At 69.4% G+C, this 14,424-nt stretch carries 16 protein-coding genes and 1 pseudogene; 11 read left to right on the forward strand and 6 right to left on the reverse strand.

What is annotated here, in order from left to right; all coding sequences use genetic code 11:
- Positions 1 to 163: 163 nt before the first annotated feature.
- The 5 genes from AC07B0_RS37325 to AC07B0_RS37345 all read left to right on the forward strand — a co-directional run bounded on the left by AC07B0_RS37325 (position 164) and on the right by AC07B0_RS37345 (position 6,344).
- Positions 164 to 1,246 (forward strand): polyprenyl synthetase family protein, encoded by a 1,083-nt coding sequence (locus tag AC07B0_RS37325; protein WP_478900224.1) that lies wholly within the window; start codon positions 164 to 166, stop codon positions 1,244 to 1,246.
- Positions 1,247 to 1,412: 166 nt separating this feature from the next.
- Positions 1,413 to 2,801, forward strand: coding sequence for a cytochrome P450 (locus AC07B0_RS37330; RefSeq protein ID WP_478900225.1), 1,389 nt, complete (start codon positions 1,413 to 1,415; stop codon positions 2,799 to 2,801).
- A gap of 175 nt (positions 2,802 to 2,976) precedes the next feature.
- Positions 2,977 to 4,059, forward strand: coding sequence for a terpene synthase family protein (locus AC07B0_RS37335; protein ID WP_478900227.1), 1,083 nt, complete (start codon positions 2,977 to 2,979; stop codon positions 4,057 to 4,059).
- Positions 4,056 to 5,546, forward strand: a complete 1,491-nt coding sequence (locus AC07B0_RS37340; RefSeq protein ID WP_478900228.1) for a hypothetical protein — start codon at positions 4,056 to 4,058, stop codon at positions 5,544 to 5,546. The genes AC07B0_RS37335 and AC07B0_RS37340 overlap by 4 nt, the downstream gene beginning before the upstream one ends.
- 285 nt (positions 5,547 to 5,831) lie before the next feature.
- The gene (locus AC07B0_RS37345; protein ID WP_478900230.1) at positions 5,832 to 6,344 is read left to right on the forward strand and encodes an EF-hand domain-containing protein; all 513 of its coding nucleotides are present in this window, start codon (positions 5,832 to 5,834) and stop codon (positions 6,342 to 6,344) included.
- Positions 6,345 to 6,743: 399 nt separating this feature from the next.
- Here AC07B0_RS37345 and AC07B0_RS37350 read toward each other — a convergent pair whose 3' ends face one another.
- Positions 6,744 to 7,169, reverse strand: coding sequence for a winged helix-turn-helix transcriptional regulator (locus AC07B0_RS37350; protein ID WP_478900231.1), 426 nt, complete (start codon positions 7,167 to 7,169; stop codon positions 6,744 to 6,746).
- 35 nt (positions 7,170 to 7,204) lie between these two features.
- Here AC07B0_RS37350 and AC07B0_RS37355 point away from each other — a divergent pair, with 35 nt between their 5' ends.
- The gene (locus tag AC07B0_RS37355; protein WP_478900248.1) at positions 7,205 to 7,936 is read left to right on the forward strand and encodes an NADPH-dependent F420 reductase; all 732 of its coding nucleotides are present in this window, start codon (positions 7,205 to 7,207) and stop codon (positions 7,934 to 7,936) included.
- Positions 7,937 to 8,495: 559 nt separating this feature from the next.
- Here the strand turns inward: AC07B0_RS37355 and AC07B0_RS37360 are convergent.
- The gene (locus AC07B0_RS37360) at positions 8,496 to 8,663 is read right to left on the reverse strand and encodes a hypothetical protein (RefSeq protein WP_469382702.1); all 168 of its coding nucleotides are present in this window, start codon (positions 8,661 to 8,663) and stop codon (positions 8,496 to 8,498) included.
- On the reverse strand, positions 8,660 to 8,890 hold the full coding sequence (locus tag AC07B0_RS37365) for a hypothetical protein (protein WP_469382701.1): 231 nt from the start codon (positions 8,888 to 8,890) through the stop codon (positions 8,660 to 8,662). Before AC07B0_RS37365 ends, AC07B0_RS37360 begins: the two co-directional genes overlap by 4 nt.
- Before the next feature lie 195 nt (positions 8,891 to 9,085).
- Between AC07B0_RS37365 and AC07B0_RS37370 the strand changes: the two genes are divergently transcribed.
- The 3 genes from AC07B0_RS37370 to AC07B0_RS37380 are packed head-to-tail and all read left to right on the forward strand — an operon-like array spanning position 9,086 to position 10,700.
- Positions 9,086 to 9,343 carry a hypothetical protein gene (locus tag AC07B0_RS37370; protein WP_469382700.1) on the forward strand — a complete coding sequence of 86 codons (258 nt, stop codon included), beginning with the start codon at positions 9,086 to 9,088 and terminating at the stop codon, positions 9,341 to 9,343.
- Entirely contained in the window at positions 9,318 to 9,836 is a 519-nt protein-coding gene (locus AC07B0_RS37375) for a DUF6879 family protein (RefSeq protein WP_469382699.1), read from the forward strand. The genes AC07B0_RS37370 and AC07B0_RS37375 overlap by 26 nt, the downstream gene beginning before the upstream one ends.
- Positions 9,837 to 9,851: 15 nt before the next feature.
- On the forward strand, positions 9,852 to 10,700 hold the full coding sequence (locus tag AC07B0_RS37380; RefSeq protein WP_478900232.1) for a helix-turn-helix domain-containing protein: 849 nt from the start codon (positions 9,852 to 9,854) through the stop codon (positions 10,698 to 10,700).
- Here AC07B0_RS37380 and AC07B0_RS37385 read toward each other — a convergent pair.
- Positions 10,646 to 11,152, reverse strand: coding sequence for a helix-turn-helix domain-containing protein (locus AC07B0_RS37385; RefSeq protein WP_478900233.1), 507 nt, complete (start codon positions 11,150 to 11,152; stop codon positions 10,646 to 10,648). The two genes, AC07B0_RS37380 and AC07B0_RS37385, sit on opposite strands and share 55 nt — an antisense overlap.
- Positions 11,153 to 12,119: 967 nt before the next feature.
- Here AC07B0_RS37385 and AC07B0_RS37390 point away from each other — a divergent pair.
- Positions 12,120 to 12,449 (forward strand): hypothetical protein, encoded by a 330-nt coding sequence (locus tag AC07B0_RS37390; protein ID WP_469382696.1) that lies wholly within the window; start codon positions 12,120 to 12,122, stop codon positions 12,447 to 12,449.
- A gap of 320 nt (positions 12,450 to 12,769) precedes the next feature.
- Positions 12,770 to 13,242, forward strand: a pseudogene (locus AC07B0_RS37395) (ATP-binding protein); the annotation flags it as partial.
- Here AC07B0_RS37395 and AC07B0_RS37400 read toward each other — a convergent pair.
- Positions 13,239 to 13,763 carry a hypothetical protein gene (locus AC07B0_RS37400; protein WP_469382695.1) on the reverse strand — a complete coding sequence of 175 codons (525 nt, stop codon included), beginning with the start codon at positions 13,761 to 13,763 and terminating at the stop codon, positions 13,239 to 13,241. The pseudogene AC07B0_RS37395 and the gene AC07B0_RS37400 sit on opposite strands and share 4 nt — an antisense overlap.
- 252 nt (positions 13,764 to 14,015) lie before the next feature.
- Complete coding sequence (locus tag AC07B0_RS37405) at positions 14,016 to 14,294, reverse strand: hypothetical protein (protein WP_469382694.1); 279 nt, start codon at positions 14,292 to 14,294, stop codon at positions 14,016 to 14,018.
- Positions 14,295 to 14,424: the final 130 nt, after the last annotated feature.

Genomic DNA, 14,424 nt, shown 5'->3' on the forward strand with positions numbered 1-14,424 from the left:
CCGGCTGCGGGCATGTACGCCACGCGTGTCGCGTGAACGCTTCAGGCACCCCTGTGCTTCCGTGCGCCCCCCGGTGCCAGCGTTTCGTGTGGCGTTGAAGGGGATGTTCGCCTGATCGGGTTTGCGCGTGTACCCGCCGGTTGGATCGTCGAAGGAGAATCGATTGTCCGGGACCACCGTCGGGCTTGCTGCCCGCGCGTTCGACTCTGGCCGTGTGCGGAGCGCTGTCGATGAGCGGCTGGCAGCCTTCCTGGACGCCAAGGCGCGTCAGGCGATCGCGCAGGGCTTTCCCGCGGAGGTCACCGACGTTCTTCGGGATCTGGTGCTGGGCGGCGGCAAGCGGATCCGTCCGGTGCTGTGCGTTGCCGGCTGGTGCGCGGCCGGGAGAGATGGTGATGAGGACGCGGTGTTACAGGTGGCCGCCTCGCTGGAGATGTTCCACGTCTTCGCGCTCGTTCACGACGACGTCATGGACCGCAGCGCTACCCGCCGGGGTCGGCCGAGTGCCCACGAGGCCATCGCCGCCCGTCATATGGGGCGCCCCGGGGCCGCTCAGCTGGGCGTGGATGCGGCCGTGCTACTCGGGGATCTGGCCCTGGTGTGGTCGGACGAGCTGCTGCACACAGCCGGGCTGAGTGCGGAACGGTTCGCCGCGGCGGCGGGGGTGCTGGATGGGATGCGCACGGAGCTGATGTACGGGCAGTACCTCGACCTGCTCGCCACCGGCCGGCCGAGCGCTGACCTGGAGGCGGCGCTGCGCATCGCCCGGTTCAAGAGCGCGAAGTACACCGTGGAGCGGCCGTTGCAGCTGGGTGCGGTGCTGGCCGGAGCGGACGGCGCCGTGTGTGCGGCCCTGAGCGCGTTCGGGCTGCCGCTGGGTGAGGCGTTCCAGCTGCGCGACGACCTGCTCGGCGCGTTCGGCGATTCGCCGGAGACGGGGAAGCCCGCGGCGGAGGATCTACACGAGGGCAAGCACACCGCGCTGCTGGCCCTGGCCCTGCGCCGGGCTACCGGCACTGATCGCGATCTGCTCACGGGCCTGTGCCAGGAAACGCGTCTCGGGCGGGGGCAGGTGGCGCGGATCCGCGCCGTGCTGGAGCGCACCGGCGCCCGCACCGGGATCGAGGAGCTGATCGAGGAACGCCGCTGCCAGGCCCTGCAGGCGCTGGAGGGCTCCGTCCTCCCCCCGGCCGCGGGAACCATTCTGCGCTCGGTCGTCGCCTCCCTCATCGGCCCGGTTCGATGACCACCGGCGCACCCTCGCCCGCACTTGCGGGTGCCTGGCCGGCCCGGCCGGGCACCCGCAGTCGTCCCCCCGGGCCGCTTGGCCGCGGTCCCGGATCGTCATCCGCCGCACCACTCCTCGTCCGAGCACCCGATCCTGTCCGCACCGGAACTTTGAGGGCTGCGCTGTGACCGCGACCGACACCCCCACCACACCCATCCCCCGTGCCGCCGGCGCGCTGCCGCTGCTCGGGCACGCGGTACCGCTGCTGCGCGACCCTCTGGGCTTTCTGCGCTCCCTCCCGCAGGTCGGTGGCCTCGTCGCCATCCGTCTGGGCTCCCACCCTGCGATCGTCGTGTGCGACCCCGAGCTGCTGCACCAGGTCCTGGTCAACGACCGCATATTCGACAAGGGCGGCCCGATCTACGACCGGGTCAGCGAGTTCCTGGGCAACAACGTGTCCAGCTGCCCCCATGCCGAGCACCGCCGGCAGCGCCGGCTCCTGCAGCCGGCGTTCCGCCCCGGCCTCATGGCCGACTACGCCCGGACGATGGCCGTTCAGATCGACGAGGTCATCGGCACCTGGCAGGAGGGCCAGGTCATCGACGTCCTGCACGAGACCACGCGCATCGCTTCCCGGGCTCTGATCGCGACGCTGTTCGGCAGCGGGCCGGACCCCACCGCCATGGACCAGGCGACCGCCGACATCGCCACCCTCGTGGCCAGCACCTACCGCCGGACGCTCCAGCCGGACTGGCTCAACGCCCTCCCCACCCTGGCCAACACCCGGCACCGCCGCGCCTCCCGACGCCTTCACGCCACCATTGCCGCATACGTCGCCGAGCAGCGCACCCGCGGTGACACCGGCCGCATGCTCTCGATGCTGCTGGAGGCCCGCGACAGCGAGGGCGACGGCCAGGGCATGTCGGATTCCCAATGCATCGACCAGGTCATGACGTTCTTCTTCGCCGGGACCGAGACCACCGCGGTGACGCTGGCCTGGGCCCTGCACCTGATCGCCACGCACCCCGACCTCGAGCACCAGGTGCGCGATGAGGCGAGCCGCGCGCTGCATGCCGGTAGCCCCGGCTCCGACCAACTGCCCCTGACCCGCGTCGTCGTCACCGAGGCCCTGCGCCTCTACCCGCCGATCTGGCTCTCGATGCGGCTCACCACCGCTGACACCACGTTGGCCGGCCACCGGATCCCGGCCGGCACCACGATCGTGTTCAGCCCCTACCTCATCCATCACCGCCCCGACCTGTATCCCGATCCCGAGCGCTTCGACCCCGGACGGTGGAGCGGCCCCGCGCAGCCGGCCGCGCGCCACGCTTTCGTGCCCTTCGGCGGGGGCGCCCGCAAATGCATCGGTGACCAGTTCGCGCTCACCCAAGCCGTCCTCGCGCTGGCCACCATCGTCGAACGCCACCACCTGGAACACCCCGACCCGGCAGCCTTCCGGACGCCCAAGCCGCGCACAACGTTCCAACCGACGGGTCTGCGACTGCGCGTCACCTCCCCGCCGCCCACCCCCGGAACGAGCGGCCAGGCACCGCCGGCGCACCAGCAGGGATGAGGACCCGGCCACAGCGCCGCGCCGTGCGTACCCGGCTGCGCCCTGGTCGGCGCCGGTGCGGGCGGCCGGGCACCGTTCCCGTCAGCGACCCGCATGTCCTGCACGCCTCGTACGAGCTCGACAGAAGGGACCTCGTGCACCCCAACCGCCCGCAAGGCTGTGGCAAGGAGGCCGAATGACCACGGACATCACCATCCCCAGGATCGATCTCCCCTTCGCCGTCTCGCAGGAGCACCCCCTGCAGGACCGGCTGTACCCCGCCACGCTGGAGTGGGCCCGCCGCTTCGGCCTGGTCACCACCGAAGCAGCCGCGGAACGTCTCAGGCGCTACCGCCTCGAACTGTGCTCCTACTACGCCCCCACCGTCGACAGCGGGCCCGCGCTGCAGCTGCTCACCGACTGGATCACCTGGGCCGTGGTGTTCGAAGACCAGATCGATGAAGCCACCGCAGGTCTGCGCCCCGACCTCCTGGCCCCTGTCCTGGACGAATTCCGCGCCATCCTCCGTGACGACCCCGGTATGCCGGACCCGCCGAACCCCGCCGTGGCGGCACTGGCCGACCTCTGGAAACGCACCGCACCTGACAGTGGGCCCCAGTGGCGGCAACGCTTCTACGATCACGTCTCCGATCAGTTCCGCGCCGAGCTGCGGGCCTCCATCCACCGGGCCACCCGAACTCCGATGGACATCGCCACCTGCATCGAACTCCGCGCCAAAACCGGCTGGGTCACCTTCACCCACGACCTTCAGCACCACATCCACCGCGTATGGGTTCCCGACACGGTCTACTGCAGCACCCCCTACCAGACCCTGCTGTGGAGCGCCGCCGACATCCTCATGTGGACCAACGACCTGTTCAGCTACACCAGGGAGGCGGCCTTCGGGGAACTGAACAACCTGGCGATCGTCCTCCAGACCGAGCGGGGTCTGGCCCCCCAGCAGGCGGTGGACCGAGTTCACGCCATGATCGACGACAGGGTCGCGGACTTCCTCAAGGCCGGCCGCGAGCTGCCCGATCTCGTCCGTTCCCTGCAGCTCCCGCCTGATGCCGCACGCGGCGCCGAACACGGCCTCACCCATCTACGGACGCTGGTACGCGGCAGTTACGACTGGCACCTGAGTTGCGAGCGCTACCACCACGGGCCGGACATCGCCGCGAACCTCCACACGCTCGATGATCTCTTCGGCATCACTCAGGCCGGCGGCGAAGCGAACACGGGATGCGTCCGGGAAGAGGGGACGGAGCAGGCGAAGTGAAGAGCGAAGTGACGCAACTCGTCGATCTGTCACCGTCCGTGTACGACATCGCAGCCGTCTCCCTGGTCCCGGGACCCCAGCAGGCGCCGTGCGTGGACTGGCTGCTCACGCACACCACGACCCCGCACACCTGGGGAGCACCGCCGCACCGGTCCTGGTTCGACGCCTACATATCCACCTACGCCGCCGCCGTCGCGCTCCGCAACGCCGGGCGGCACCATATCGCCGACCGGGCGGACGGCTCCCTGCCGGGCATGGTGGCGGCAACGCCTTCGCCGGGGCCGGAAACGCTGACGTTCGGCGGGCTCGTGGACGTACTCGACCGCATCAGCACCGCACGGGGCTGGAGGGCCCCCGTCCACCCGGCCCCCGTCCGCGCCGTCATCGACCGTGAGCGCGCCAAGTGGGAACGCATGCGCACGTGGCCGGATTTCTACAATCCGTCGCTGTCCATCGCCGGCTACTGCGCCGAACGGGTGTACGACGATCCCGCCGTCGACCTGGCCCGGTTCCTGGAGGCCTTCCAGGCCCCCAACGGATCCATCGCGAACTCCCCCGGCGCATCCGCGGTCTTCCTCCTCGAATGCGAACGCCGCGGCCGGCCGCTCGACGGCCGCCGGCTGGCCCAGCTCCGGGAATACCTCCACTCGCGTGTTCCTGCGGACACCGCCTACCTGGACCGGGTGCCGCACTTCGTCACCGCGTGGACGGTCATGTTCCACCACGAGCTCGGCACCTCACAGGACCCGCCCTGCCCACCCCAGGCCTTGGATGAGCTCTCCCGCGACCTGCACCATCCCTCAGGGCTGCTGTGCACCGTCGGCTCCGGCACGACCATCCCCGGCGACACCGACAGCACCGCATGCGCGGCCGTCGCCGCCCGTATCACCGGCCGGCCCGCACCGAAGGCCGCAACCCTCGACTTCATGATCGAGCCCGGTTCGGACGCCTACCGGACCTTCCTCTTCGAACACGACCCCTCCCTGACCACCAACATCCACATGGCCGCGCTCCTCGACCTCGAACAAGACCGTGACCGACTGCTCCCGGTGCTGCGCTGGCTACAGTCCCAGACCACACAGCAGCGCGCCAGGGCCTGCAAGTGGCACCTCTCACCGACCTACGCCCTGGGTGAGATGGCCCGTGTCATGTCCAGAATCGATCACCCAGTGGCCCGGTCCCTGGCCACCGACGCATCGGCACAGATCACCCGCACCCAGAACAGCGACGGCGGCTGGGGAGCCGGTACCTCGACAGCCGAGGAAACCGCCTACTCGGCCATCGGCCTCGCCGCGGCAGCCGAACGGAACCTCGCAGGCGACCACTGGAAACGCGCACTAGGACGGGCTCACACGTTCCTCACGACACATGAGCCACAGCTGACACCCCTCTGGCTGGGCAAGACGCTCTACTGCGTCCAGCCACTCGTACACCTCCTGCACACCACCGCCATCCGCCGCATCGACACGATGCGCGCACAGAAGTAGACCCGCCCGAGGGCCGTGCTGTCAGCGAAGTGGAGGCCCCGGGACGCCGTGCCCACCGGGGCCTGCCGACGGCCACCGATGACGTACCGCCGGCCGCCCCGGCCTTCCCTGGGGCTTCTTCTTGCTCATGCCGCCACGCCGTCAGACCACCCGCCCGGAAGCGACGCCGGACTCGCGCCCATCGGCCGGCGCGGCAGCGGTGGTGACCTGGCGCCAGGATGATCGTTTCCGGGGTGGGAGCAGTGCCCGCTGCTTCTTCGGCTTCGCGTAGGAACGAGGGTCCGGGTGGACACCATCACGGCCAAGCGGCACATCTTCTCGATGCTGGATGTCGACGGCGACGGGGTCATCTCCCGCCCGGAGTACCTTGCCCGGCCCGAACGCGCGGCAGCGGCCCTGGGCCGGGCGGGCGACGACCCGCTCCTGTCCTTGGCGCGCACCGCGCACGAGCGGGTGTTCGCGTCGATGGACGCGAACCGGGACGGACGGGTGACCTTCGCGGAGTACGAGGCGTGGGCGGGCGGGGAGGCCTTCGACGAGGTGTGCAGGCAGGCTCTGGGATCGCTGTTCGACCTGGCCGACACCGACAGCGACGGACACCTCGACCGGGCGGAGTTCACCCGGCTGCGCCATGCCCTGGGCAACCCCGCCGACAACGCCCGTGCGGCCTTCGACGCGCTGGACGAGGACGGTGACGGCCAGATCGACCGCGACGCCTACCTGGCACAGATCCGCTCCTTCGTCACCGACGGGTCCTCGCCCATGGCGCGTGCTCTCCACGCGCAGACCCACAGCTGAGCAAACGGCAAACGGGACGCACTCGTCGGTGTCTTCGTCGTCCGCCGGGGTCGATCGGGTCGAAAGGGGCCCGGAAGGGATTGTGTGCACGGTCCACGTGGTTCGCGAGGAAGTGAACGGCCAGTGATCAGCACCCTGTTGAGGATCCTCCGCGCGGACTACTGCGAGACATGCGGCTGGTGGTCGAAGCCATCCTGCGGGCACTGAACCAACCGGCTCTGCAACGAGGTGTACAAGAGCCCCCGGCGCATGCGGTTCACGTCGGGGGCTCCGTGCTGCTCGGGGAGTTCGGCCGCTACACGGGCGGACGGCCAGAGGTCGGGGTGGGCGGCGGCGCCGGGGAGCGGCGGGCCGGGGTCCGGCGGAAGCTGCGGGCCGCCCGGTAGTGAAACGTCCTGGCTAGCTCCTGTCCAGGCGATCTTCCCGGGGGGTGAAGCGGGCCTGGGCCGCCAGGACGGCTTCGGTGTAGCGTCCCGCCCACGCGCCCATCGCACGGATCGGGCCCAGCAGCGCGAGGCCCGCTTCGGTGAGGGAGTAGTCGACGCGTGGTGGCGCCTCGGCGTACGCCTGGCGTACGACCAGGCCGTTGTACTCAAGGCGGCGCAGGGCGTCGTTGAGGACCTTGGGGCTGATCCCGCCGATGCGGATGACCAGCGCGCGGGGCCTCATGGGCCCGCTCTCGCCGAGGATGTACACGATCACGCTGTCCCAGCGGTTCGACAGGACCTCGAAGGCCACCCTCGCCTGGCAGTCCGCGGCGTACTCGCCGCCGCCCAGGTCCTCGCCCAGGTCTTGTCCGTCTGCCTCTGCCGCCGTGTCGCTCATGCGATCATCCTGCCCGGCCTGATGCACACCGTGTGGTGTGCATCGGCGCGCTTAGCGTCCTTTCCGTCACACCTCGCACATCTCGCGACACGGACGACAGGAGCACGCACATGCGCATCGGCATTCTTGGTACAGGGGCGATGGCCACTGCCCTCGGCGCGGCCTGGGTACGCGCCGGCCATGACGTTCGGGTGGGCGGTAGGGACACCGAGGCGGCCTCCCGCACCGCCCTGCTCACCGGCGCCTCCAAGCACGGCAACCTCGCCGAGGCCGCGGCCCACGGGGACGTGGTACTCCTCGCCGTGCCGGCGGGCGCCGCGCCGCAGTTGGCCAAGGAACTTGCCCCCCAGCTCGCCGGGCGGACGGTGATCGACTGCACCGTTCCCATGGCGCCGGGCGAGGACGGTCCGGCCCTGACCACGGGCGGCACCACCTCCGTCGCCCGCCTCATCGCGGACGCCGCCCCCGACGCCCATGTGGTGAAAGCGTTCGGGGTGTGCCACGAGAGCATCTGGACCCTGGACCGGCCGGCCTTCGAAGGGTCCCCACTGGCGGTCCCGTTCTGCACCGACCATCCCGGCGCCGCCACACGGGTGACAGAGATCATCACCTCCATGGACTGCACGCCACTGCCCTGCGGCGGGCTCGATCGCGCTGCCCTCCTGGAGGCCACCGCCGTCTTCGCCATCGGAGTTTGGTGGTCAGGCGCCGAGGCCCGCTTCGCGTTCCCGGCCCCGGCCCTGGCCCCGGGGGCCGTGGACGACTAGCCAGGACTTGTCCGGCCGATCCCGGGCGGGGCTGTGGATCGAGCGTGTCCTGCCAAGGCCGTTGCGTTGCGCACGTGAGCACAACCACGATCCCGAAACAAGCACCGAGGTTCCCGGAATGCGACGACATCACTTTCCGGATGAGGCGAGTGTTCCTGCGGCCGGACAACAGACGTTCTCGAAACCCGACTACAAAGCCAGACGTCGCGCCGTCAGCCCGTAGAGGCCCAGCGGCGGGAACAGAACCACCCGCGGGAGGTATCCGGCCTCGGCACACGGGATGCACAGCAGGTCCCGCCCGGGCGGTGTCCACCGGCTTCCGCCAGCAGGCCTCGCAGGTCGTGACGTCCGTCGCCGTCTCACAGAACACGGTAGTGATCACGTCCACAGCTCCCCGTCGACAACGAAGCCGGCCCGCTCGATCGCGGCGGCCGTCCGCTCCTCCCATCCAGGCGCGGGCACTACGCCGCCCACCACGGCCGGGTCGAGGGGGTGAAGGTGTGGACGGTGGTGGGGGGACCCTGCCGCCGGGATACGGCGGAGCACCGGCGGCCGGGCGTCAGTAGCCGCGCTCGCGCTCGGCTTCGGTGAGCGGCCGGCACTTCGGGTCGCCGCGGCGGTGCCGGTGCTGATCCGGTCGGGCCCCGGACATCGAGTGACCGGTGATCGTCTCGAAGTCGGAGCCGAGCGCGCGCTGACAGCTCGCGCAGATGCGGCCCGCGGTCACAGCAGTTCCAGCATCTGCGGGGCCGCAGTGACCTCCCGGCCGTCCGAGCCCCGGATGTACGCCGTGCGAGCCCACGTCTGCCTGCCTGCCACGAAGCCCACCGGCTCCCGGACGACGGCCATCAACTCACCCTGAGCCCCGGTCGCCGCGTCGCGGACCTGCTCGTGCAGAAGCGGGTGGTCCTCGTGATCGAACCCCATGAGGGTGCCGGACTCCCGGACTTCCATGGCGGGTCTCCCTACCGTCGTCAGCTGGTGGTGCACCGAGCGTGACGGAACCGGTGGTCGCGCAGCCAGCCATGTGCAGATCTGTGCATCTAGCCATTCGGCCCCGGTAGTTGGCCACATCGGAGCCTTGACCGGCCGCCTCATGGCCCCAACGCTGGTGCACAGAAGTGCACAGGCCGATATCGGGAGGCTGGCATGCCATTACTGTTCGTAGGGATCGACCCCAACACCGGCGACAAGCAGAGCCCGACCGTCTGGGCCGACATCGAGCAAGGGGAACTCGTGCTCCAGGGCTGGAAGCCCGGCCCGAAGCTGGAGGCCGAGTGCGCGGCCACCGAAGTACCGGGCCACGCGGTCGGAATCCCCGAAGGAGAAGCGGTGATCCGCATCCCGGCCCGCATGCTGCACATCGTCAGGGAGGCGTGCGATGTCCTGGAGTCCCACGTTCGATGAACTGATGGCCGGCTGCACCACGGCCTACCACCTGGAGATGCGCGACTCGTACGCCGTCGACTACGAGGCCGGACCCTTCGCAGAGTGGCGGGCAGGCTACCGCCATGATCCGGCCAACCGGCCCTCATGGTGGCGCCCGTGGCTCGACATGGTCGCCGGCGAAGTCGCCCGCGGCGTGGACATTCGACGGGCCCGGATCGTTTCCGAGCCGGTCAGCGAGTACACCCGCTTCCTGTACGACGGGACGTTCACGAACGTCGCGGTCGGCGAACAGGTCCGGTGGCTCGCACGCCGCCGGGCCTCGGACATCGCGCTGCCGGGGAACGACTTCTGGCTCTTCGATGGGAAGTGGGTCCACTGGAACCACTTCGCGGGCGACGGGTCGTCGCTCGGCGAGGAGATCACCAACGATCCGGTCTCGGCGAAGCTGTGCACCGAAGCCTTCGAGTCGGTATGGACCCGCGCCATCCCGCACGCCGAGTACAAGATCTGACGGACGGTCTCACCCATGCCCGCATCCCCCTCGTCCTCTGCGCAGGCCGCCCGCGTCGCCGTGGCGGCCCGGCTGCGCGATCTCCGCAGGGGCGCGGGGCTGACCGTCGCCGAGCTGGCGACGCTCTGTGGCTGGCACCACTCGAAGACGTCGCGGATCGAGAACGCCCGTACGGCTCCTTCGGCCCGGGACATACGGCACTGGTGCCGGGCCTGCGGCCGCCCCGATGAGGCGCCGGATCTCGTCGTGCGGTCCATGAACGCCGAGTCGATGTACAGCGAGTGGCGTCACCAGGTGCAGGAGCTGAGCAAGCTCCAGAACTCGTGGCCGAAGGTCTTCGCGGAGACGAGGCTGTTCCGGATCTACTCGTCCACGCTCGTGCCCGGTCTGCTCCAGACGCACGGGTACGCGGGTGGCCTGTTGGGCACGATCGCCCGGTTCCGGGGTTACCCGGAGGCGGGCGAGGAGGCTGCGCAGGCGCGCGTTGACCGGTCCCGCATCATCCACGACCAGGGCCGCCGCGCCGTCCTCGTGGTCGAGGAATCCGCCCTCTACTACCGCATGGGCAACGCGGACGCGATGGCCGCCCAGCTCGGGTACCTGCTCACGGCCGGCGCCCTGCCGGCGGTGTCCCTGGGGGTGATTCCCCGCTCTGTCGAGCCGCGCACGGTGTGGCCGCTGGAGACCTTCCACGTCTACGACGACAAGTTCGTCTCCGTGGAGTTGCTCTCCGCCGAGGTGAACATCACCCAGCCCTCGGAAGTGGGGCTCTACCTGAAAGCATTCGAGCAGCTGGGCCGCATGGCGGTCTACGGGGCAGACGCCCGCGCGCTGGTCATGAACGCCGTTACCGCACTTCGCTGACCCGCACGCGACGGCTTCCGCGTGCGAGGTAACAGCGAGGAGCCCGGCCCCTGGTGCGGTACCGAGGTAGAGGTGTTGGTCCCAGCCGACGTGCACCGTGAACGCTCCCGCCGCCTCCAGGCGGCACCAGGCGCCGTTGTCGCGGAGCATGGCCCGGACGAGTTCCAAGCCGACCCCGCGTAGTGGCCGTTCTGGTCGCGGTCAGCCGGGTCGTACTTCGTGACCTGGTGGCGCTCAAGGACACGGTAAACGGTGGCGCGGCTGACAGAGAAGAGCTCGGCGAGGCCGGCGATGGTGTGCTCGCCGGACTGGTGCTGCTTGACCAGGCCGGACTGCCGGCGGGCGTGAGCCTGGGCTGCTTCCCCATGAGCTTGCCCTTGGCCCGCGCCACTGCCACGCCTTCGCGGGTACGCATGCGCAGAAGGTCGACTTCGAACTCGGTCACCGGACACCGGACACCGGACACCCTAAATGAGACGCCGATACTCAGGTTGAACTCGTGATGTCGGCGGCAGGACGGGATGGAGGAGCGGCTGTGGCATGCTCGTCCGCGTGATCCAGGTCCCAAATGATGGCTGGTCGTTCGCAGCAGCACGGGAGCCGGCTCGCTTCGGTGCTTGCGAGGTGAACGGGGCCCCTGGTGTCGAGCACGCGGTAGGCGCGCGCGGGACGCTGTGTGGCATATCGGCACGGCATACCACTCTCTACCTGCATCTTTTCGTTCCCGACGCGCTGCAGTCGTGTCGACGGTGCCGTCAGCAGGCCGACGCGGCCCCGACCCAGCCATGTGCCCAGGAGCGCCTTCACGGCCGAGTCCTGGATTCGGCTCCAGGCACGATGCGCGATGAGCTACTCGCCGCCCTTCGTTCGGGGGCGACGGTTCGCTCGTGGATCAACGGCCGCTCCGCAGATCTGGCACAGTTCTACGCGAGGATCGACGAGCTGACCGAGGGTGTCGGGCCCGCTGCCGAGGCTTTCGCGTCAGCGGCGACCATCGGACTGGCGAACGTTGACCACGAACTCTGGCGGTTCCTGGTCGTCCTGCCAGAGGGCGACGCTCCTCCGATCGTCGCTCGCGGACCACGCGGCCGCTGATGCGGCCACGACCTGCCGGTGTCGAACTCGATCACGGCAACGAAGTGGTCAGCCCGGTCGCGTCCAGGCAGCCGCCGATGGGCCGCGGCCGGTACTGGATCTTCCGTAGGCCGCGTCTGACCGTCTGCACAAGGTGGTCCGGGTCGGCGAAGGCAACGTTGGCCACAGTGAACCCGCCCCCTGCGCGCATCGCACCCCGACGTCATATCGCAGGAATCAAGGGGTCCGTCAGCACCTACGACAAGACGAGTTCAACTTGAGCAGAATTCCTAACGGAATGACCTCATGGCGCCTGTTGGTGAGCGCGGTTGGTACTGTCCGTCCGTGACTTTGACTGACCTGCGGGATGGCTTTCGCGATGATGGGCAGCGGCAGTGCGTCCAAGCAGTGGTTCACAGTCGCCTCGCGGATGACCGGGAGCCGCAGGAGTGTCGCTACCTGATGCGCTTCTGGTGGCAGCTGAGCATGCCGTACCAGGAAGTTTCGCTTGAGGAGCTGCGCCTGAACGTCGGCAGGCAGAAGCTGGATGCCCTCATGGAGCTGATCTGCGCCATCCGGTCCGGCCACGACGAGATCGATGTGTGGCTTGCCGCTGCGGAGAAGACGTTTCCGGTGATTCAGGACCGCGGCTTCAGCTCGGACCGCGGGGACTGAGGCACGAGCTTCGTCAGGCGCCGCCAGCAGACGATGCAGCAGGCGAGCTTGAGGAAGGCTTCATGGATGTCGTCGCGGATCTCCCGCCGGATCCCGCAGGCGGCGGAACCAGTGCAGATGTGCGAAATGCGCGCTCCACGACCCAGCGGCGGGTGCAGAGCCCGGAACCGTGCTCGGTCCCGCGGCAGACGACCCTCGGTTGCACCCCAAGCTCCCACACGCGACGGCTGACTTGTCGTGGTCGTACCCGCGGTCACCGAGCACGACGTCCGGGCGACGCCGGGGCCGGCCGCGTCTACCCCGCAGCGACGGAACGGCCCTCCTCGAAGCTCCCGGCCGCCCAGATCCGCGATCTCGGAGCCCTGCGCTGGCTCCATTCCAGCGAGTCGGCCATCCTCTTCGGCCTGGTCGGGGTCGGAAAGGCACACGTCGCCCAGGCCCTCGGTCATCTCGCGGTCCGCCAGGGCGCGCACGTCCGATTCGCCAAGACCAGCCGGATCCTCGCGGACTTCGCCGGCGGCCATGCCGACCGCGCCTGGGACAAGTGGATCCGTGAACTGGTACGGCTCGACGTGCTCATCCTCGACGACTTCGCCATGCGCCAGCTAGGAGCGTCCCAGGCCTATGACCTCTATGAACTGGTCAGCGAACAGCGAGGACGGTCTTTGATCATCACCAGCAATCGTGCGCCCGGCGACCGGGAATCCCCCTTCCCGGACCCGGTCGTCGCTACCGCCCCAGCAGGCGCCCCAAGAACCCCACCGACAAGCCCGACAAGCCCCCGGTCCGCTAACGCCCAGCCCCGTCCACGTTCCATTCCCGCGGCAGGTCCTGGTCACAGAAGACGCAGACGAAGTCCGCCTCCCGAACGATGTTCAGCTGAGTACAGGAGGGACAGCGCCGGAACATCACCTCGTGGGTGAAGCCGGAAGGGTGCTTGATCCCGGCTGCGTCCAGAGCCTTCGCGACGGCCGGCCACGAGCTGATGTCCGGGCAGAATCCGGTCGACTGGTTAGTCACCTCGGCGACCACCCACTGCCCGGACTCCTCGCGGAAGCTGATCTCCCCGGCGCTCTGAACAGGGCCACCGCCAGCACACACCACGTGCTCGCTCCGGCGCGGGGCGAGCCGCAGCACACCCTCCGAGTCGATGACGAACGTGAAAGGTTCGGCCAGCTCCACCGCTGCCAGAGCCGAAGCCCAGTCTTCGAAGTCCGCCGCCGAGTGGATGCATCGGCCCTCAGCCTCCGGCCGGACAAGGGCCCGCAGATCGGGCGGTCCCACATACCGATAGCTCCACCCCAGCACGTTCACGCTGGCCAACCTAACGCCCGCCTGAGACCAGGGCCTGGGGAATTACGTGCACTTACTCCTGGGGGATAGCGAGAACGTTCACACGCCCGGCCCGAACCCCGCCGCGAACCGCCACAGGACCCTACGCGGGGTGGTGACGCGAGCCGCTCATCACCGCTGCGCACCTGTGTTCCGGACCCGATCCGGCCAGGTCTGGAGGTCGGTCCCAGCCGACGGTGAGGGCTGTCCTGTCAGGGGAGCTCGCCGTTGCTGCTACCGGAGACCGCCGACGATGGCGGCCGGCACCACCGCGGAGTGGCCGGCGGGAAGGAAATGACCCTTGGCGTGGTTCTGGCCCCTGGCGTCGCCGAGAAGCTGGCCGCCGACGCCGAGGCCCAGACCGTGGAGGATGTGGCCGAAATTGATCCCGTCAGCCGGAACGGTCCTGCTGGTGCTGCCGGCCGTCGCGGCCCCGGCTTGGGCAGCTCCCGACATGGTCAGGACGGCTCCCGAAAGAGCGAGGGCGACGAGTACGCGCTTGGTGTTGTTCATACACCAGTGAACGATCTTGGGCTGTACTGGTCACCACCCGTTACGAGCCCTGGGCTTGCCAACAACCCCAGCCACGGCAGCAGCGGCTCGCTGGGCATCCTCGGCGAACCTGGGAAGTATTAACGGCGCC

It is taken from the genome of Streptomyces sp. NPDC044704, assembly GCF_056433525.1.